Genomic DNA, 18,857 nt, shown 5'->3' with positions numbered 1-18,857 from the left:
GCGATCGTGACCCGAACGCGTGAGGATGATCGGGGGCCCCGGGGTTCGGCCGTGAACCGCTCCGGAACGCCCCCTCGAAACCGGCTCCACACCCCTGTTCACGTCGGCGTTCACTAACAGTCGCAGCTCACTCAGCCGTTAGGGGGTCGATATGAGATCGTTAGGGAGTTACGGGCTCATCCGTTCGGGGGCTCGGTTGGGTAAATCCCACCCGCCCTTGCCCGGATGACCCGAACGGGTGAGGATGGCGTACCCCTAGGGGGCGGATTGCTCTCCTTGGCCCGCCCCGGTGCGACGAAGGGAGGAAGCGGCGTTGCCCTATGTGCTCGGCATCGATGTCGCCCACACCCGGACCCACGCCGCCACCCGCCGCAAGCTTGCCGACGGCTGGGGCGCCCCCGAACCGCTGTGGCTCGGCGAGAGCTCACCGGCCGCGGCCACGGCGTTGTTCCTGGACGATGAGGGTTACCTGCTCACCGGCGACGCCGCGGCGCGCGCCGGAACGAGCGTTCCGTCTCGGTTGCTGACCGGGTTCCACCGCCGCATCGGCGACGACGTTCCCGTGTTCGTCGGGGGCGAGCGGTTCTCGCCGGAGTCACTCACCGCAGTCCTCGTCGAGGGCATCGCGGAGCACGCGGGTGCTCAACTGGGAGGAGCACCGCGCCACCTCGTCGTCACCCACCCCGGTGATTGGGGCGACTACCGGCGTGACCTTCTGCGACGAGCGCTGGGGCAATCCGGCTTCGCCGCCGTGACCTTGGTGCCGAGTTCGATCGGCGCCCTTCATGCCCACCTGCCCGATCCCGGCGCCGGCGACCGGACGGCCGTGGTGTGCGACTTCGGACCCGACGGCGTCACGGTCACGCTGGCCACGGCGTCCGGCGCGGGCGGCTGGGTCGCGCGCACGAGCACCGAGGGCGTGGCGCCCGCGGCGGCCGTGAGCACGGCTTTCGCGCTCGCCCACGGGATTTCGGTGCTGCCCGAGCAGCTGGCGGGCATCGTGTTCTCCGGCGAACCCGGCCCGGGCGTGCTTCCGGGCCGGTTGCCGTGCCCCGTGTTCGCCTCGCCCCAGCCCCCGCTCACGGCCGCGTTCGGAGCCAGTAGCCTCGCCGCTCAACGGATGAGCCCGCCCGCCCGGCGGGAGCAGCCCGTCGCCGAGACGACCCTGATCCCCAAGGTCGACTCGGTACCCGAGCTCACCGAGCGGCCCTCCCCGCCGCCGGTGGACATCACGCCCTTCGAGCTCCCCGAGCCCGAAGGCGCCGCGAAACTGCTCCGCCGGTGGCGTCCCCTCGCCGCCGCGGCAGCGGTGCTCGCGATCGGTTCCTCGGTCCTGATCGCCGCTCTCTCCTCCCACGAAGCCACGGCGGACAAGGGAACCGCCCCGGCCCACCCCGCGTCCCTCACGTCATGCGCCCGCCCGGGCGCGGCCCCCACCGGTGAAGGTCACTGTTGAACGCACTGCTGGCGAAAACCGGCACCGACGCCGTCCACCCCGTTGCCCGGCTGCTCCTCGCGGAGCTGGCGGCTGCCTCCGAGACGCCCGCGCGGCTCGTGGTCGTCGCGCCCGGCGGCTACGGCAAGACCACGTTGCTCGGCGCACTCGAGTCCGGCTGCCGCGAGGCCGGCGTCGACGCGACGCTGGTCGACGACGCCGACCAGCTCGGCGAAGACGACCTGGCGAGACTGACGTCGCTGGCGGGACCGGTCGTGCTGGCGCACCGGCCGAACCCGCGTTCGGAAGCGTTGCGCGTGTTGGCCGAGCCCTTTGCCCGGCAGGTGGCCTTGCCGCCGCTGGACGCCGACGAGGTCGGCGCGCTCGCGCGGCAGCTCACGGGCCGGCTCGTCGACGGGACGGCCGCGGCTGCGTTGCACTCCCGGACCGGCGGCGTGCCGCGGCTGGTGGAGCGGGCGGTGACCGAGCAGCTCGGCGAGTTCCGGGCCGAGCTGGCGGAGCTCGACGACGACGTGCTGCGGTACTTGATCGCGGCGGAGGCCGGGGCCGGGCGCAATCTCGACCTGCTGTGCGCCTTGCTGGAGCTGGCGCCGGACCGGTTGCCGGAGGTCGTCGACGGTGCCCGGGCGACGGGGCTGCTCGACGCGAACGACGAGTTGCTGCCGGTCGCCGCGGAGGCCGTGCGGACGTACGGGCCACCGGCACGCCGGCTGACGGTGTTGCAGCAGCTCGTGGAGATCCAGCTGCGCGGCGGGTTGCCCGTGCTGGAGCTGGCGAAGTCGTTGCTGGACACGGGAAGTTCGGGCGCGAGCGCGGCGGCCGCGTTCGCCGCGGCGGCCGGCGAGGCCCTGCCTGGAGACGCGAAGCTGGCGGCGCGGCTGTTCGCAGCCGCCGCCGACGCCGGCGCGCGCGACACGGCCGTGACCACGGGGTGGGCGCGAGCGGCGGCGTTGTCGGGTGACCTCGACACGGCGCTGCGCCTGGGTGACGGGATGTTGAGCGGCGACGATCCCGAGGCGCGGGCCGCGGGGGCGGAGATCGCCGCGACGGTACTGGCGCACCGGGGTGAGCTGGCGCGGAGTGCGGAGCTCTACCGGTGGGCCGCGGCGGCGGACGCTTGCGCGCCCGGTGACGGTGACGGGCCGGATCTGACGGCGTCGACCTGGGGTGCGCCCCGGACCACGCCCGGACACAACGCGCCCGTGCCTGGTGAGGCTTGGGCGCCTTCGTGGACCAACGCCCGCGGGCCCGAGGTGTACCGGTGGGCCGGGCGCGGGGCCGCGAACGCGTTCGCCGCGATCGCGCTCGCCGGCTCCGGACAGCTGGCCGCGGCGCGCAACCTCGTGGACGCGCCCGTGCCCGGGGTGGCGCCGACGTTGTTCGCGGGGGCCGTGGCGCGGACGGCCGACGGCATCGTCGACTCGGTGAGCGGGCAGGGCGCGGACACGCTCTCGGCGCTCGTCGGCGCGGCCGCGATGCTCGAGCCGGCCGCGACGGGCGCGCCGCTGCCGGACAGCCCGGCCGCGCTGGCCGCGCTCGTCGGACTGCACTCGGGTGAGCTGGGGCTCGCCGAGTCGGTGCTGGACCGCGCGCTGGCCAGCGGCGTCGGCGGCGACCTCCTCACCGCGCGGCACCGGCTGTTGCTCGGCTGGGTCGCGATGACCAGCGGGCACCTCACCGCCGCCGCCGAACACCGCGACGCCGTGGCGGGCACCCGCCTCGAAGCCCGCGACGAGCTCTTCTTCGCGACGCTCGAACTCGGCCTCGCCCGGCGCGCGAGCGACCTGGTGGGGCTGCAGCAGTCGTGGGACCGCGCGTACCAGGCGTCGATGCGGCAGCAGACCGACCTGTTCACCCTGCTGCCGCTGGGCGAGCTGGCCATCGCCGCCGCCCGCACCGGCGCGCACGCGAAGCTCACGCGCCAGCTGCGCCACGCCCACGCCATGCTCGGCGAACTCGGCAACCCTCCACTGTGGACGGTTTCCCTGTGCTGGCACGAGCTGCACGCCGCCATCACCGTCGAAGACCTCGACACCGCTTCCCACCACTTGGCCGCCCTGACGAGCTTCGCCGGCCACGGCCGTTACCCCGCCGCGCTGGCCCGCGCCGCCACCTGCTGGCTCGCCGTTCTCGGCGGCGCCTTCGACCACGACGAGGTCTCCGCGGCCGCCGCCGAGCTCCACGAGCTCGACCTCTGCTGGGATGCCGCGCGGCTCGCCGGCCAGGCCGCCATCCGCACGTCCGACCGCAAAGCCATGGTCCAGCTCCTCGAAGCCGCCCGCCAGTTCCAGGCCGGCACCGGCCGCCGCGAATCCGCCACCCCGGAACCCGGCGCCGCCCCCGGCCTCAGCACCCTGAGCGAACGCGAGCTCGAAGTCGCGCGCCTCGTCGTCGACGGCCTGACCTACAAACAGGCCGGCAGCAAGCTGTTCATCTCGGGCAAAACCGTGGAACACCACATGGCACGCATCCGGGCCAAGCTGGGTGCCGCGGACCGCCGCGAGCTGCTGGCGACGCTGCGGGAGCTGCTCGCCAAACCCGACTTCTCCTGACGCCGGGGGCAGGCGCGCGTCAGTCGCGGCTGGGGCCGAAGCGTTCCGTCTTGATCGCGTGCGGCGAGTGGCCCAGCGCCAGCAGCGCGTCGGCCACGGTCTCCACGAAGGAGGTCGGCCCGCAGACGTACGAGGTGGGCCCGAAGTCCGCCGGCCAGCCGGCCGTGTTGAGCGTCGCCACGCTGAGGCGGCGGGGAATGCCGGCGGCGCCCTCGGGGAGTTCGCGGGTGTAGACGTACGTGACGTCCAGGCCGGCGTACGGCTTGCGCAGCTCTTCGGCGTAGAAGAGGTCCGCGGGGGTCCGCACGGAGTACACCAGGCGGAACAACGCGCGGCTCCCGGCAGCGCGGCGGGCGCGGATCATCGCCATCAGCGGCACGACTCCGGAGCCGCCCGCCACCAGGAGGACGGGGGCGGGTTCGGTGGGACGCCAGACGAACCAGCCGCCGATCGGGCCGCGGATCTCGACGGGGTCGCCGACGGCGTAGGGGCCCGTGAGGTGCTCCGAGACCTCGCCGCCGGGGACTCGCTGGATCGTCAGCTCGAGGCGGTCACCGTCGGACGGCGCGGCGAGGGAGTAGCTGCGCTGGGCGGTGTAGCCGTCGGGGGCGGTGAGGCGGACGTCGACGTGCTGGCCCGCGAGGTGGCCGGGCCAGCCGGGGACGTCGAACACGAGGGTGCGGGCCGTCACCGTCTCCTGGCGGATCTCCGCGAGGTACGCGACGCGCCAAGCTAGTCGCCCTGATACCGCTGTTCGCGCCATGGGTCTCCGTAGTCGTGGTAACCGGACGACTCCCAGAAGCCCGGCTCGTCCTTCGTCGCAAGTTCCAGGCCGCGCACCCACTTCGCCGACTTCCAGAAGTACAGGTGCGGCACCAGCAGCCGCGCCGGGCCGCCGTGTTCGGGGGTGAGCGGCTTGCCGTTGTACTCGTACGCGATCCACGCCTGCCCGTCGAGCAAGTCGGCCAGCGGCAGGTTGGTGGTGTAGCCGCCGTAGGAGTGCGCGAGCACGTAGTCGGCCTCGGTGTCGAGGTCGCCGATCAGCGTCTCCACGGGCACGCCACGCCAGCGCGTGTCGAGTTTGGACCACTGCGTGACGCAGTGGATGTCCACGGTGAACTTCTCGCTCGGCAGAGAGATCAGCTCGCGGAACGACCACGAGCGCTTCTCGCCCTTCTCCGTGGTGACCGCGAACTCCCACTTGTCCAGGTGCACGCGCTGTGTCGGCCCCGCCGACAGCACGGGGAAGTCCTCCGTGAGGTACTGGCCGGGCGGCAGCCTCGGGTTGCCCCCACGGGCGCGACCGGTGAACCCCGGTGTGATGACACCCATCGCGGACTCCTTTCGCCGGCCATCGAACGCCCAGCGCAGCCTACCCGCGAACGTGCAGTCCGAGCGACGTCACCAGCACTGCCGCTTGTTCAGGCGACACGATGGCGCCGCCGAGCTCGGCGTGCACCGGGTCGAGCGCCGACAGGTCACTCCCCCGCAGCTCGGCGCCGCCGAACTTCACGTCCAGCAGCTCCGCGCCCGACAGGTCGACGTCGGCGAACGTCGACCCCGTGCAGTCCGCGCGCGTGAGATCGGCCTCGCGCATCCGCACGCCCTGGAACGTCGCGCCGCGCAGGTCCGCGCCCGCCAGCCCCGCGAACGACCAGTCGCCCCCGAGCACCTTCATCGGCCGCAGCGCGCACTCGGTGAACCGGCTGCCGACGAGCTTGCACCCGCTGAACTCCGCGTCGAACAGGTTGCAGCGCGTGAAGCTGCAACCGGTGAACGCCGTGTCCACGTGCTTCGACGCGTTGAAGCGCACGTTGCCGAACACGCAGTCGACGAACGAGACACCGCGCGTGACGGCCTCGGTGAGGTCGACGTCGTGGAAGTCGCACCGCTCGAACCGGCGCCCGGTCAGCTCCTCGGCGTACCAGTCCTCGCGGCGGAAGGTCAGCTCGGTTTCGGCAGGCTCAAGGGTGTCGGGCACGCGGCCAGGCTAGCCGCCGCGCGCCGGTGATCGGCCAACCGGCGCAATTCGGCCGGCGACGCGTTTCACCGTCACCCGGAAGTGGGAATTAACCAGCATGTCCAGATGGCGAACTTCCACCAGAACCAACACGGCAGCACGGGTGATCACCGGAATCGGCGCGTTGTTCGCGTTCATCGAGGTGCTCTACCTGGTGATGCTGCTCGCCGGCGCGAACGCGGCGAACGGCTTCTTCATCTTCATCCGATCATTGGCCGACCCGCTCGCACTGTTCTTCCCCGGCCTTTTCCCGGTGAGCAACCCCGACCTCGCGGTCATCCTCAACTACGGCCTCGCCGCGGTGTTCTGGCTGGTCGTGAGCGGGATCATCGCGCGGCTCGTCGCCCGCTGACCCGTTTTCCGCCCGGTCAAACGTGTTTTCCGCCAATTCCGGCGAAAGCGCGGTGAACACCACAACCGGAAGCGCCCGGTTATCGCGCCCCCTACGATGTCCGGGTGACCGAAGGCAGATGGTTCGAGGGCTGGCCCGAAATCGCGGGCCTCGCCGCCGCGGCGGGTCGTTCCCTGCTGCCGAACGTGCCCGCCACGCCGGCGGCCCTCGCGCGCACGGTCACCGAACAGCTCGTCGGCCGCCGTCTCACGGCGAAGGCCAACGGCGGCGAAGCCCGCTTCACCCTCACCGGACTCGACTACCCCGCCGATTCCCTGCGCCTGGCCACCGGCCGCCTCGGCGACGTACGCCTGTCCGCCGCGGACGTCGAGTGGCCGACGTCCGCGACGAGCACCATCCCGCTGCGCCGCGTTGTCCTGCTGGCCAAGGACGTCCGCCTGCGCAGCCTGCCGACCCCCGCCGTGGTTCCCGGTGAGGTCGAGCTGGACCTCACCGTGCCCGGCAGCGTCGTGCGGGAACGCGTGGCGCAGGCCCGGCCGGACCTCGTCGCGACCCCGCACGAGGACGGGTTCCAGGTGCGCTGGGCCAAGCGCCCCGGCTGGGGCCGGCTCACGCTCACGCCCGCCGTCGCCGCGGACGCCGTAGTGCTGACTCCGACGACCCTCCACATCGGACAGCGGGAGTTCCGCGCCCCGAAACGGATCCGGCCCGTCGTGCTGCCGCTGCCCGAGCTGCCGAAGGGACTGCGGCTCACCGCCGTGCGGCCGGCCGAAGACGAGCTCGTGCTCCGCACCGTCGCCGACGAGTGGCCCGAGCGCCTCTCCCGCGTCCCGCTGCCCGACCTGCTGGCCTGGCTCACGACGGCCGCGCTCACACTTACCTTGCCCCGGTTCCGGTAGCCCCTCAGGACCACGCCACCGGCAGGGAATGCACGCCGTACACGAGCATGTCCGTGCGCAGCGGCACTTCGTCGGCGGGAATCGCGAGGCGCAGCTCCGGCAGACGCGCGACCAGCTCCGCCAAGCCCACCCGGAGTTCCGAACGCGCCAGCTGCTGCCCGAGGCACTGGTGCACGCCGTGCCCGAACGCCAGGTGCGGTGTGCGCGGACGCTTGAGGTCGAGTCGTGCCGGCTCCGGCCAGTGCTCGGCCTCGCGCTTGGCCTGCGGCACCGAGATCAGCACGGTGTCGCCGGCGGGGATCGTGACACCGCCGACTTCGAGGTCCTCGGTCGCGACGCGGTTCGGTCCGATGTGGATGATCGACAGGTAACGCAGCAGCTCGTCGACGCCGTTGTCCAGTACGGACGGGTCTTCGCGCACGAGAGCCAGCTGGTCCGGGTGTTCGAGCAACGCGAAAGTGCCCAGCGCCAGCATGTTCGCCGTGGTCTCGTGACCGGCGCCGAGCAGCACGGTCGCGATGTCGACGAGTTCCTGCTCGGTCAGCGCCGGGTCGGCGTCGCCGTGGATCAGGCCGGACACGAGGTCGTCGGCCGGGTGCTCACGCTTGTGCGCCACCAGCTCGCGCATGAACGCGTAGATCGACTCCGAGGCCTTCGCCCGCTCCTCGTCGCTCTTGGTCAGGTTGAGCGCGATCCCGGTGTGCTCCTGGAACTCCGCGCGGTCCGCGTAGTCCACACCCAGCAGCTCGCAGATCACCAGCGAGGGCAACGGCAAGGCGAACGCGGGCACGACGTCGCCCTCGTTCCCGGCCGCGCGCATGGCGTCGAGGTGCTCGATCGAGATCTCGCGGATCCGTTCCTCCAGCAACTGCATGCGCCGCACGGTGAACTGGCCGGTGAGCAGCCGGCGCAGCCGCGTGTGCTCGGGCGGGTCCATGAACAGGAACCGGCCGTCCTCGCGCTGGGCCACGTCCACGGGACAGCGCGCCTCGCCGACCTCTTCGGGGCGCAGGTCCATCGCGCTGCGGTTGCGCACGTTGTCGGAGCTGAACCGGGTGTCGGCCAGCACCGCGCGGGCCTGCTCGTAGCCGGTGACCACCCAGGCGTGCGCGCCGTTGAGCAGCTCGACCCGCGACACCGGCGCCTTTTCCGCGAGCACGGCGGGCGGGTCGAACGGGCACTTGCCGCGCCGCAGCATCTCCGGCGGGACAGGGCGGCGCATCGTGGGCGGTTTCGTGGCGGACATCAACGATCCTTCCGGGTGGTGGGGACACGCGGGGCGGTCAGCAAACCGGTGAGCGCGTCGGTCAGGGCCTCACCGACCAGCGCCCAGTCGGCGGGCACGCCGGTGGTCGCGGCGAGCCGCTCCTGCTCCGCGCACGTGTGGATCACCGCGACGCGCGCGGTTTGGCTCCGTAGAGCCGATTCGGCCGCCGGCAACGGCGTCACGTGTGCCCACACCGCGGCCGTGCCCTCGACGAACTCGACGGCCAGCACCGGCTCGACGCCCTCGACGTCGAGCAGCGCCGGATCGGTCACGACCTGCGCCAGGAACCGGGCGCACCAGCTGGGGTTGCCGAGGCTCGCGAGGTGCTCGGTGTAGGGCAGCACGAGGCTGGCGACGTGGTCACGTGGCCGCTTCGACCGCCGGACGGCCGCCACGCGTTCCTGGGCCCGCGCGGCGATGGGCTCGACGTGCGAACGCGTGATGGCCCGGATCAGGTCCTCGCGCGTGCCGACGTGATACGCCAGCGCGGAGTTGTTGGCCTGGCCGGCGGCTTCCACGATCTGGCGGTTGGACACCTGCGCGAGCCCGCGTTCGGCGAAGAGCCGTTCTGCCGTGCGCAGGAGCAGCTCGCGCGTCGCCTCGGCCTGTTCCCGGCGCGAACTCGTCTCCACTGCACGCTCCTCCGTAAGACGATCTTCTTACGAAGCTAGTGCTAAGACACGTGTCTGACAACCACCCGGTCGGAAATTCCCCGGACCGGTGCTAGGAGTCTTCGCCGAGGTAGCGCGTGTGGTCCTCCTGGCGGTTCACGTCGGCCGAGTAGTACTCGCCGGCGAGCTTCTCGGCCTTGCCCCGCAGGAGGTCCAGCTGCTTCGCGAGCTCGTCCTCCGCGCTCGTGCCGTCCGCGTCCCGCCGGGAGGCGAACCAGCGCGGCAGGTTCAGGTACGTCTCCACCGACAGCGGCAGGTCCGTGCGCGCGAGCAGCAGCACGCGGTACTGCAGGTCCGGCGTCGAGGCGAGGCGCAGCGGGTCCTTCAGCAGGTCGGACAGCACCTCGGCGACGTGGCGGACACCGTCCACAGCGGACGGTGGCAGGCGCCCGGCGTGGCCGGACACCGTCTGCACCAGCGCCTCCAGCGACGAGCGCACCTGAGCCGCCTCCACGGTCGGGTCGACGACGAGCCGCACCTTCTCCGGCGGCGCGAGCAGCGCGCCGGCTGTGTAGAGCACGGCCATGACCACGAACATCAGCCACAGCGGGCCGATCACCCCGACCGCGTACAGCACGAGGCCGATCAGGCCGCCGACGCAGCCGGCGATGTTCTTGGTGGAGCCGAACCAACGCCTCATTGGTACCCGCGAATCTCCTGGAAGACACTGGACAGCTGGGTGTTGCGGGCGTCGAAGACCTTGCCGCCGGTCATCGTGGCGACCTGCGTGAGCTCGTCGCCGCTGCCCTCGCCGAACAGCACCGTGAACACCGGGATCTGCTTCATCGCCGCGGGCAGCGACGCGAAGGCAGACTTGAAGCCGTCGAGGTTCGAGCCGCTCTCGTTCTCGCCGTCGGTCATCAGCACGATCGAGTTGAACCGGTCCGGGTCCTGGGCCACGAGCGGTTCCATCACCTGGTACGCGCGGTCGAGGCTGTCGTAGATCGCGGTGCCGCCGTCGGCCTGCAGACCTTCGGCGAAAGCCTTGATCTTCGCCAGCTCACCCTGCGGGTTCTGCTCGGGCACGGTGAACGTGACCGGGTTGCCCGGCGCGGTGTTGAACGGCAGCATCGTCACCTCCTCGCGGCTGCGGAACTGCCGGTAGCGGCCGACGAGTGAGTTGTCCGCGCCGGTGAGGCCGGCCAGGGCCGTACGCAGGGCCTGGATGCGGTCACCCTGCATCGAGCCCGACGTGTCGAGCACGTAGAGCGTGCGCGACGGGCGGCGGATCTTGCTGAAGTAGGCCGAAAGCAGCGCGTCGACGGCCTGCTGCGTCGCCGGGAACGGCAGCTCGACCAGGTCGTGGGGCACGAACTGCGCGCCGAGCTGCACCCCCGGCACCACCGGGCGCCGCTGCGTGACCTGCATGATCCGCCGCTGCACGTCGGGCGTGCGCAGGTAGTCGGTGAGCCGCTGGTGCGCGTCGCGCGCGTCGTTGCTCGCGCTGGTCAGCAACGTGAGCGGGTAATCGGCGGTGACGACACCGTCGCTGGGGTAGATCAGCTTCATCGGCTGCGGCAGCTTGCCGGAGGAGTTCATCGACAGCAGCACGGACTCGTAGTTGACCAGCCCGTCGACCTTCGCCCCCGGGTCCTGGCCGGTCGCGCGCCGCTGGAACGCGTCGGAGAGCCAGCCCGACGAGCCGGCGGACATCACCTGCGCGCTGAAGAACTGCGTGAGCTGCGGCGTGACGGCGGTGATCTGCTGCGCGTCGATCGCCGTGCCGGAGTGTGCCAGCGCGGACGCGACGCCCACCAGCGCGGAGAAGCCGGAGTTGGACGCCGACGGGTCGGTCATCCCGTAGGTGAACTCCTTCTTGCCCGCGGCCGCGGCGATGTCACCCCACGTCGGCGCCTTCTTGTCCCACCCGAGCCGCTGCGCGACCGGCTGCGCCAGACCCAGCACCACCGGCGAGCTCATGATCTTCACCTGGTTGCCCAGGCGCTTGGCCGCTTCGGGAATGCCCGCGGGGTAACGGTTCGACGAGAACCACACGGCGTCGTACTTGCCGTCGAGGCTGCCGTTGGCGAGCGACTCGGCGCCCTCCAGCGTGCCGGTGAACGTGAACTTCACCTTCACGCCCGTGGCCTTGGCGGCCTCGTCGAGCACCGGCTGCATGTCGGCGAGCTCGCTGCCCGCGAGGATGCGCAACGTGCCGGCTTCGGGCGGTCCGGCGTCGTCACCGGAGCTCGGATCCGCCGACGAACATCCCGTGACCAGCAGTGCGGCGGCGAGCGCCAGTACCGCAAGTTTTTTCACAGCTCCCCCTCGTGCGAACGGCGCAGCCGGTCTTCGGCGCGCCGCAGCTCGCCGGACAACGATTCCACTGTGGACGCCATGTGCAGCACGGCCTCGGCCTTGAACCCGTCGATCGCGTCGAGGGCCGAGTAGATCCGGTCGAACGAGTCGCGCAGCGTGTCGACGGCGACGGCCGGGTCGCTCGACGCCTTGCGGATCTCCGCACTCTGCGACTCCAGCAGCGCCGCGTTGGCGCGCAGCAACCCGTCGGTGGTCGACTGCAGGGCCGCGACCTCGTCGAGCACGTCGCGCTGGTTGGCCAGCGCCGCGCTCACCAGCAGGGCCACGCGCAGCGCGGAGACGGTGGTGGACACCGCCCGTTCGACGCCGCGGATCAGCTCGTCGTTGGTGCGGCGCACCAGGTCCAGCGCGAGGTAGCCCTGCGCGCTCACGGCCAGCTGCGTCAGTACATCCTGGTGGCGCTGGCGGATCGGGTACAGGATGTCGGCGCGCAACGCGTTGGCGTGCGAGGGATCCGTGAGGTCGAAGACGCCGGCCTGCCGGTCGATCGCCCCGTCCACGGCCTCCGCGAACGCCGCCGCTTCGGCGAGCCGGCCGAGCGTGGCCCAGAGCCGTTCGCGCTCGCCTTTGAGCGCCGCGTTGTCTCGGCGGAGCACGTCCTGGCGGGTGCGCAGCTCGCGGACCAGCGCGTTCACGGGCTCGTTGGCCGCGCGGTAGCGGTCGAGGGCGCGCTTGGCACTCGCGGCGGCCGGGAAGATGCCGAGCAGCTTGCGGCCGGTGATCGGCAGCTTGGCCGGGTCGAGCTCGGCGACCGTGCGGCGCAGCTCGACCAGGCTCGTGGTCACCTGCTGCTGCGGCGAACCGGCGGAGCCGCGCGCGGATTCCAGCGCCTTCGTCGAGCGGTCGAGCATGGTGCCCGCGACCGTGGCCGCCGCGCGCATGTCCGCTTCGCCGACGGCGAGGATCTCGTCGAGCAGCGTGGTGAACTCGGGTGACTTGACGTCGAGTGCTTCCAGGCGCGTGGCGAACTCGCCGGCACGACGGGCGATGTCGGCTCGCGTGTCGTCACCGAGCGCGATCAGCCCGGCGGCGCGCTCCACGGGGACCGCCGCCACCGGCTCCGGCGGGGTGAGGGTGAACTCGTCCATCAGTACTGCTTCTGGATCGCGTCGAGCAGCCGTTCCAGCGTCTCGAACGACGGCGGTTCCACCGTGTCCACGAGATCGGCCGGCACCGGGGCCTTGGCCGCGGCCACGACGTCGCGGAACTGCTGCGGGTTCGTGGTGCGGAACCCGAACGTCGCGGCGAGCTTGCCCAGCTCCGGGTCGGTGGAGAGCAGCTGGCCGACCTTGTCCCCGTTGGGAGAGAAAGGAACCAGCGTGTGCTTCGAGTACACCGTGGGTGCGGTGTAGAGCATCCGCATGTCGGGCCGGATCGAGCCGTCGTGGCGCACCAGGCGATCGACGTACTGCGACTCGTAGATCAGCGCGAGCGGCGTCTTGCCCATGCCGGCCGAGAGGTAGTCCTCGAACGGTCCCTCGGTGCTGTTCTGCGTGTAGCCCTGGTCGAGGAACAGCTTCGACACCTGCGGCAGCACCTTGGCTTCCTGGTCGGGCGTCGAGACGACGTTGTTGCCGTTGGCCACGAACGACACGATCGACAGGTACATCGCCGCGGAGTTCGACTCCCGCGGGTCGGTGGTCGTGACGAGGATGTTCTTGCGCACGGGGTACGCGGTGTTGCCCGGCAGCTGGTCCCAGCGCGTGCCGGCCTGCGTGAGCTGCAGGTACTTCGCGATGTCGAGCACCTGGTAGTCGCCCGCGCCCTTGTGCACGGCACCCGCGCCGGTGAGCAGCTGCACGATGGGTTCGAACGTCGCGATCGCCATCGGCGACTGGAACGGCGTGTACACCGTGGTCACCTTGCGGTCGCGCTGGATCTTCTGCGCCGCCGGCGACGACGAGGGGAACGCGAACTCGTACTTGGCGAGGTCGACCGTGGTCGCGATCTGGCGCGAACCGGCGGTGTCGACCTTCACCTTCAGGCCGTGCTTGGCGAACGCGTCGACCACGCGCTGGTCGGTGAAGAAGGCCTGCTTCTCCGAGCCGATCACCCCGCGCACGACGGTGAGGTCGCCCCCGCCCGACGCTTCGTCGCTCCCGGACCGCCCCCACAGGATCACGGCCACGACGGCGAGCACCAGAACCACAGCCAGCCCGATGGACAACCGGCGTTTCACGAACCCACCTTCCGCACGTCCCGCGACGCGTCACCTCGGATCCTTCAGTCCCCGCAACTCGTTTGACGCGCGGCACGAGGAGTTCGAAGTGAACGATCAGTGAACGAACGGGGTCGATCGGGATCCGGTGCGGACCGGGCTTTTCCTTGCAGCGGAAGGGAAATCACCAACCGCCCGCGTGCCGTCGCCGGTTGATCACGGCGGCGGCACGCGGGCGGATTGGAGGTGGACGGTTCAGAGCGAGGCTTGTTCCTCCACCGGCAGGCAGATCTCGAACCGCGTGTCGCCCGGCACGGACGTCACCTTGATGTCGCCCGAGTGCCGCTCCACCACGATGCGCCACGAGATGTCGAGGCCGAGGCCCGTGCCCTCGCCGACGCCCTTGGTGGTGAAGAACGGCTCGAAGATGCGCTGGCGCACCTCTTCCGGGATGCCGGGGCCGGTGTCGCCGATCTCGACGCGCACCTGCTTGCTCTCCTGCCACGTGCGCAGCGTCAGCGTGCCCTCGCCGCCCATGGCCTGGATGGCGTTGTCGATGATGTTGGTCCACACCTGGTTCAGCTCGGCCGCATAGGCCGGGATGTGGTCGATGCCGCGGTCGTACTCCTTCACGACGTGGATCCCGTCGAGCTTGCCCGACAGCATCACCAGCGTGGAGTCGAGTCCTTCGTGGACGTCGATCCACTGGTGCGGCGCGCGGTCCATCTGCGAGTACTGCTTGGCCGCGCCGACGAGCACCGAGATGCGCGTGGTCGAGTCCTCGATCTCGCCCATGAGGATCTCGGTCTCGAGCGCGTACGCGAGCCAGCGCAGCGCGCCGTCGAGCAGGCCCTCGCCGACGGATTCCATGACGCCGTCGAGGTTCTCGGTCTTGAGCCCGGCCGCGACGAAGATCGCGGCGAGGTCCCAGCCCTGGTCGATGCCGTGGTCGTCGAACCAGTCGCTGATCTCGTCTTCGCGGTCGGCCTGCTGCATCGCCGAGAGCCGCGGCGCGTCGGCGACCGTCTTGACCAGCTCTTCCTGCACGTCGAGCAGTTGCTCCAGCAGGTCGGGGTCGATGTCCTTCTTCGCCAGCAGGGCGAGCTTGTGGCGCATCCCGGCCACGCGCTCGCGCAGCGACGCCGTGGCCCGCACCGCGGCCGCGGCCGGGTTGTTGAGCTCGTGGGTGAGCCCGGCCGACAGCTCGCCGAGCGCGAGCAGCCGGCGCCGCGACGAGATCACGGTGTCGGAGTTGCGCCAGCCGAGGTACATGCCTTCCAGCAGGTGCGCCGCCATCGGGAACCACTTGCGGAACTCCACCGCGAACTCCGCCGAGGGCAGCGCGAGCAGCGTCAGGTCCCCGATCGCCTGCACGGTGGCGCTGTAGGTGTGCTCGGTGTCCTGGTGCACGAAGAACTGCGTGGCGCCGAAGTAGGAGCCGCGCTGGTCGGAGCGCTTCACCTCGACGTCGGCGCCGCTCACCAGCCGCGACATCCGCAGCGCGCCCGAGAGCAGGATGTAGAAGCAGGTCGCCGGATCGCCCTCGCGGTGCACCGCGGTGTCACCCTCGTAGCGCTCCAGCACGGCGTGCTGCTCGATCCAGTCGAGCTGCTCGTCGGAGAGGTGCTCGAACAGGAAGAGGCCGCGGAGTTCTTCGCGCGGCAGTGCAGGCTCCTTCACTGTTCCTCCAGGTAGCGGTGGACCAGGGTGACGGCCATGGCGCCCTCGCCGACGGCGGAGGCCACGCGTTTCACCGACTGCGACCGGACGTCGCCGGCCACGAACACGCCGGGCACCGACGACTCCAGGTGGTACGGGTCGCGGTCGAGCGGCCAGCCGGCCGGCCGGCGGCCCTCGGCCACCAGGTCGGGCCCCGTCTGGACGAACCCGTGGTGGTCGCGCTGGATGACCCCGCCCAGCCAGTCGGTGCGCGGTGCCGCACCGATGAAGATGAACAGGTGCCCGGTCTCGACGGTCTCCGTCGCGTCGCCGTGGCACAGGGTCACGGCTTCGAGGTGGTCGGCGCCGTGGGCCTGGACGACGGTGGTGCCCGTGCGGACGGTGATGTTGTCGATGCCCGCGATCTGCTCGATGAGGTAGTGCGACATCGACTTCTCCAGCGAGTCGCCGCGCACCAGCAGCGACACCTCGCTCGCGTGCTGCGCGAAGAACACCGCCGCCTGGCCGGCGGAGTTCGCGCCGCCGACGATGTAGACGTGCTGGCCCTTGCACTCCGGCGCTTCCGTGGCGGCGGAGCCGTAGTAGACGCCACTGCCGGTGAGCTCGCGGATGCCGTCGGCCTCGTGCGCGCGGTAGGTGACGCCGCTCGCGAGGATCACGGTGTGGGCGGCGATCTCGGAGCCGTCGCCGAAGGTGACCACGCGGCTCGACCCGCGCACCTCCAGCCCCACCACGTCGCGCGCGGTGAGCACCTCGGCGCCGAACTTCTGGGCCTGACGCCGGGCGCGGTCGGTGAGCTGCGCGCCGGAGACACCGTCGGGGAACCCGAGGTAGTTCTCGATGCGCGAGCTCGTACCCGCCTGCCCACCTGTGGCCTTGCGCTCGACGAGCACCGTGCGCAGGCCTTCCGAAGCGCCGTACACGGCCGCGCCGAGGCCGGCCGGGCCGCCGCCGATCACTACGAGGTCGTAGAACTCCTGCGCAGGCCGCGTGGACAGGCCCACCGCGACGGCGATCTCGCTGCCGGTGGGCTGCTTCAGCACGGTGCCGTCCGGCGTCACGACCACCGGGATGTCGGTCTCCGCGACGCCGGCGGCCTGCAGGATGCGCCCGCCCTCGTCCTCGTCCACCGAGTACCAGCGGTACGGCACGGCGTTGCGGGCGAGGAAGTCGCGCACCTTGAACGAGGGCGCCGAGTACCGGTGGCCGACCAGCTTGGTCTCCTCGACGGACTTGTCGCCGACCGCGAGCCACGTCTCCACGAGGGAGTCGATGACCGGGTACAGCTTCTCCTCCGGCGGGTCCCACGGCTTGAGCAGGTAGTGGTCGACGTCGACCACGTTGATCGCCTGGATGGCCGCGTCCGTGTCGGCGTAGGCCGTCAGCAGCGCGCGGCGGGCGTTGGGGAACAGGTCCATCGCCTTCTCGAGGAAGGCGATCCCGTCCATGTGGGGCATGCGGTAGTCGGCGAGGATCGCCGCGACGGCGTCGCCGCGCAGCTTGATCTCGCGCAGGGCGTCGAGGGCGTCGGCCCCGGAGTCCGCACGGATCACGCGGTAGTCCTTGCCGTAGCGGCGACGCAGGTCACGCGCGACCGACCGCGAAACAGCGGGGTCGTCGTCGACGGTCATCAGGATCGGCTGGCTCACACCCGACAGCCTACGGCGGTGTCCACCAGCGGAGAACGCTTGCGCGGGCTGGACCTGCTCCAGCCGGGCCCGGACCTGGGGATCGGTGCCGGAAGTGCCCGCGCGAACGGTCCGTTCGCGCCACTCTCGGCTCAGGCCGAGCGGCCGAGCAACGCGAACGCCCGCGCGGCCAGCTCCCGCACCCGAACCCACTCGGGCGCCGTCGCCAGCGCCTCGAACGACCACGGACCCGTCGGGCCGCTCATCTCCTCCAGGAGGGCGTCGAGCTCGGCCAGCACCGCGACGATGTCGGCGGGCAGCGCGTGCTTGAGCGCCGCGAAGTACCCGTCGAACTCCAGCGCGAGCTCGTCGGCGTCGCGCAGCCCCTGCTTCTCCAGCAGCGCGATCTGTGCGGCGGCCGGCTGCGCCAGGTCCCCGACGGCGATGACCAGGCGCCGGAAGAAGGACTCCTCGTTCCCGCGCGAGACCCCGGCGACCGCGTTCCACTGCGCCCGCAGGAAAGCCAGCCGGGCGGGGTCCGCGACCGTGCGCAAGGCGGAGATGCGCCCGCCCCGCGTCTCCACGACCGTGAGCCCGACGACGGTGCCGCCGGAGAGGAAGAGGATGCCCGGGCCGCCGTTGACCTCCGTGAGCACGAAGTCCGACACGTCCGCGAAGCGCGCGAGCGTCGCGGCGGCGTTGCGACGGACGGCGTCGCGGCCGCGGACGTGCACGCGTTCGCCGCCACCGAGGTCCATCCACGTGGCGATGTCGGCCACCAGCAGGTCTTCGAGCCGCTCCAGCCGGCCCGAGCGGACAGCCGTCATGAAGCTCTCGGTGAGCCGCATCGAGCCGCTGTCGGACGTCGGGAACCGGGTCTCGCCGGCGTCGACCCGACGGCGCGCGCGGCTGTAGTGCTGGCGGACGCCGGCTTCCGTGAGGTCCAGCAGGCTCGCGAGCTCCGGGTAGGGGTAGTCGAAAGCCGTCCGCAGCACGAACACCGCGCGTTCCACCGGAGTCAGCGCTCGCATCAGCACGAGCATCGCGAACGACACCGACTCACGTTGTTCCACCGTCTCCAGCGGCCCCAGCGCGCCGCCGCCGGTCAGCACGGGCTCCGGGAGCGCGTCGCCCGCGGCCGACTCGTGCCGGGCGTGGGCGGCCGTCAGGCGGGTGAGGCAGAGGTTCGTCACCGCTTTCGTGAGCCACGCGCGGGGCGCAGTGATGCCGGCGTGGTCGGCACGGCGCCAGCGCAGGTAGGCGTCCTGCACCGCGTCCTCGGCGTCGGCCGCGGAACCCAGCAGCCGGTAGGCCAGGCCGAAGAGCCGGCCGCGTTCGCCGTCGAAGAGTTCGGGCGTGGTTGTCACAAGGCGCTCCCCTGCTCAGTCTCCACTGCGCCCCTGCAGGAGGCGGAAACCGCAACCACCATCACAGTAGAGAGGGGACCCCTGTGGCCACCACCCGCGAAACCGTCGAACGCTTCTACGCCGAGCTGGTCAACGACCAGCGCTTCGAGCTGTTCGACGAGCTGCTCACCCCCGACGCCGTGACCCACGGCGACGTCGACCAGCCCGCCCGGGACGCCTTCGTCGGCGCCGACCGGATCGTGCGCTCGGCGTTCTCCGACGCCGCGCTGCACATCGACGACGTGCTGGTGGACGGCGACAAAGCCGCCGTTCGCTGGACGCTGACCGGCACCCACGACGGCGACTTCCACGGAACGCCGCCCACCGGTACCTCGATCAGCGTGCGCGCCACCGCCGTGCTGCGCCTGCGGGCCGGGCGCATCGCCGAGCTGTGGCAGGTGATCGACGTCCACTCCTTGATGAGCCAGCTCGCCGCCTGAGCGGAGGCC

General features: G+C 71.4%; 17 protein-coding genes. 5 read left to right on the top strand and 12 right to left on the bottom strand.

All coding sequences use genetic code 11. The features are described 5' to 3' along the window. Nucleotides 1-313: 313 nt before the first annotated feature. Both AB0878_RS11860 and AB0878_RS11855 read left to right on the top strand, forming a co-directional pair. Nucleotides 314-1,456 carry a molecular chaperone DnaK gene (locus AB0878_RS11860; protein WP_366579023.1) on the top strand — a complete coding sequence of 381 codons (1,143 nt, stop codon included), beginning with the start codon at nucleotides 314-316 and terminating at the stop codon, nucleotides 1,454-1,456. Then, the gene (locus AB0878_RS11855; RefSeq protein WP_366579022.1) at nucleotides 1,453-4,008 is read left to right on the top strand and encodes a helix-turn-helix transcriptional regulator; all 2,556 of its coding nucleotides are present in this window, start codon (nucleotides 1,453-1,455) and stop codon (nucleotides 4,006-4,008) included. Before AB0878_RS11860 ends, AB0878_RS11855 begins: the two co-directional genes overlap by 4 nt. A 19-nt stretch (nucleotides 4,009-4,027) precedes the next feature. On the opposite strand, the gene AB0878_RS11850 is transcribed toward AB0878_RS11855, so the two are convergent. The 3 genes from AB0878_RS11850 to AB0878_RS11840 are packed head-to-tail and all read right to left on the bottom strand — an operon-like array spanning nucleotide 4,028 to nucleotide 5,989. Continuing rightward, nucleotides 4,028-4,771 carry a ferredoxin reductase gene (locus AB0878_RS11850; RefSeq protein ID WP_366579020.1) on the bottom strand — a complete coding sequence of 248 codons (744 nt, stop codon included), beginning with the start codon at nucleotides 4,769-4,771 and terminating at the stop codon, nucleotides 4,028-4,030. Beyond that, complete coding sequence (locus tag AB0878_RS11845) at nucleotides 4,741-5,340, bottom strand: sulfite oxidase-like oxidoreductase (protein ID WP_366579018.1); 600 nt, start codon at nucleotides 5,338-5,340, stop codon at nucleotides 4,741-4,743. The genes AB0878_RS11850 and AB0878_RS11845 overlap by 31 nt, the downstream gene beginning before the upstream one ends. Nucleotides 5,341-5,380: 40 nt before the next feature. Continuing rightward, on the bottom strand, nucleotides 5,381-5,989 hold the full coding sequence (locus tag AB0878_RS11840) for a pentapeptide repeat-containing protein (protein ID WP_366579016.1): 609 nt from the start codon (nucleotides 5,987-5,989) through the stop codon (nucleotides 5,381-5,383). A 97-nt stretch (nucleotides 5,990-6,086) separates the two neighbouring features. Here AB0878_RS11840 and AB0878_RS11835 point away from each other — a divergent pair, with 97 nt between their 5' ends. Both AB0878_RS11835 and AB0878_RS11830 read left to right on the top strand, forming a co-directional pair. Continuing rightward, the gene (locus tag AB0878_RS11835) at nucleotides 6,087-6,380 is read left to right on the top strand and encodes a hypothetical protein (RefSeq protein ID WP_285969862.1); all 294 of its coding nucleotides are present in this window, start codon (nucleotides 6,087-6,089) and stop codon (nucleotides 6,378-6,380) included. 104 nt (nucleotides 6,381-6,484) lie between these two features. Then, entirely contained in the window at nucleotides 6,485-7,279 is a 795-nt protein-coding gene (locus AB0878_RS11830; protein WP_366579014.1) for an LmeA family phospholipid-binding protein, read from the top strand. A gap of 4 nt (nucleotides 7,280-7,283) precedes the next feature. Here AB0878_RS11830 and AB0878_RS11825 read toward each other — a convergent pair whose 3' ends face one another. The 9 genes from AB0878_RS11825 to AB0878_RS11785 all read right to left on the bottom strand — a co-directional run bounded on the left by AB0878_RS11825 (nucleotide 7,284) and on the right by AB0878_RS11785 (nucleotide 18,369). Further along, the gene (locus AB0878_RS11825; RefSeq protein WP_366579012.1) at nucleotides 7,284-8,525 is read right to left on the bottom strand and encodes a cytochrome P450; all 1,242 of its coding nucleotides are present in this window, start codon (nucleotides 8,523-8,525) and stop codon (nucleotides 7,284-7,286) included. Next, complete coding sequence (locus tag AB0878_RS11820; protein WP_366579010.1) at nucleotides 8,525-9,178, bottom strand: TetR/AcrR family transcriptional regulator; 654 nt, start codon at nucleotides 9,176-9,178, stop codon at nucleotides 8,525-8,527. The genes AB0878_RS11825 and AB0878_RS11820 overlap by 1 nt, the downstream gene beginning before the upstream one ends. Before the next feature lie 91 nt (nucleotides 9,179-9,269). Further along, nucleotides 9,270-9,857 (bottom strand): hypothetical protein, encoded by a 588-nt coding sequence (locus AB0878_RS11815; protein WP_366579008.1) that lies wholly within the window; start codon nucleotides 9,855-9,857, stop codon nucleotides 9,270-9,272. Then, the gene (locus AB0878_RS11810; RefSeq protein WP_366579007.1) at nucleotides 9,854-11,476 is read right to left on the bottom strand and encodes a substrate-binding domain-containing protein; all 1,623 of its coding nucleotides are present in this window, start codon (nucleotides 11,474-11,476) and stop codon (nucleotides 9,854-9,856) included. Before AB0878_RS11810 ends, AB0878_RS11815 begins: the two co-directional genes overlap by 4 nt. After that, the gene (locus AB0878_RS11805) at nucleotides 11,473-12,624 is read right to left on the bottom strand and encodes a toxic anion resistance protein (RefSeq protein WP_366579005.1); all 1,152 of its coding nucleotides are present in this window, start codon (nucleotides 12,622-12,624) and stop codon (nucleotides 11,473-11,475) included. The genes AB0878_RS11810 and AB0878_RS11805 overlap by 4 nt, the downstream gene beginning before the upstream one ends. Continuing rightward, complete coding sequence (locus AB0878_RS11800; RefSeq protein WP_366579004.1) at nucleotides 12,624-13,715, bottom strand: hypothetical protein; 1,092 nt, start codon at nucleotides 13,713-13,715, stop codon at nucleotides 12,624-12,626. The genes AB0878_RS11805 and AB0878_RS11800 overlap by 1 nt, the downstream gene beginning before the upstream one ends. 234 nt (nucleotides 13,716-13,949) lie before the next feature. Next, on the bottom strand, nucleotides 13,950-15,374 hold the full coding sequence (locus tag AB0878_RS11795) for an ATP-binding protein (protein ID WP_366579002.1): 1,425 nt from the start codon (nucleotides 15,372-15,374) through the stop codon (nucleotides 13,950-13,952). Beyond that, nucleotides 15,371-17,023, bottom strand: a complete 1,653-nt coding sequence (locus AB0878_RS11790; protein WP_366579001.1) for an FAD-dependent oxidoreductase — start codon at nucleotides 17,021-17,023, stop codon at nucleotides 15,371-15,373. The genes AB0878_RS11795 and AB0878_RS11790 overlap by 4 nt, the downstream gene beginning before the upstream one ends. A 131-nt stretch (nucleotides 17,024-17,154) precedes the next feature. After that, complete coding sequence (locus tag AB0878_RS11785; RefSeq protein ID WP_366578999.1) at nucleotides 17,155-18,369, bottom strand: sigma factor-like helix-turn-helix DNA-binding protein; 1,215 nt, start codon at nucleotides 18,367-18,369, stop codon at nucleotides 17,155-17,157. Nucleotides 18,370-18,452: 83 nt separating this feature from the next. On the opposite strand from AB0878_RS11785, the gene AB0878_RS11780 reads away from it, so the two are divergent. Continuing rightward, nucleotides 18,453-18,848, top strand: coding sequence for an ester cyclase (locus AB0878_RS11780; RefSeq protein WP_366578997.1), 396 nt, complete (start codon nucleotides 18,453-18,455; stop codon nucleotides 18,846-18,848). Nucleotides 18,849-18,857: the final 9 nt, after the last annotated feature.

It is taken from the genome of Amycolatopsis sp. NPDC047767 (genome assembly GCF_040704195.1).
In the GTDB taxonomy this organism is placed as follows: domain Bacteria; phylum Actinomycetota; class Actinomycetes; order Mycobacteriales; family Pseudonocardiaceae; genus Amycolatopsis.
The sequence above is the reverse complement of the archived record's forward strand: the minus strand, read 5'-3'. Positions and strand labels throughout refer to the sequence as shown.

What these genes read in the sequence shown, in the direction of transcription:
- AB0878_RS11835 (WP_285969862.1), top strand. Translation starts at nt 6,087, where the DNA reads ATGTCCAGATGGCGAACTTCCACCAGAACCAACACGGCAGCACGGGTG.
- AB0878_RS11805 (WP_366579005.1), bottom strand. Translation starts at nt 12,624, where the DNA reads ATGGACGAGTTCACCCTCACCCCGCCGGAGCCGGTGGCGGCGGTCCCC.
- AB0878_RS11825 (WP_366579012.1), bottom strand. Translation starts at nt 8,525, where the DNA reads ATGTCCGCCACGAAACCGCCCACGATGCGCCGCCCTGTCCCGCCGGAG.
- AB0878_RS11845 (WP_366579018.1), bottom strand. Translation starts at nt 5,340, where the DNA reads ATGGGTGTCATCACACCGGGGTTCACCGGTCGCGCCCGTGGGGGCAAC.
- AB0878_RS11815 (WP_366579008.1), bottom strand. Translation starts at nt 9,857, where the DNA reads ATGAGGCGTTGGTTCGGCTCCACCAAGAACATCGCCGGCTGCGTCGGC.
- AB0878_RS11850 (WP_366579020.1), bottom strand. Translation starts at nt 4,771, where the DNA reads ATGGCGCGAACAGCGGTATCAGGGCGACTAGCTTGGCGCGTCGCGTAC.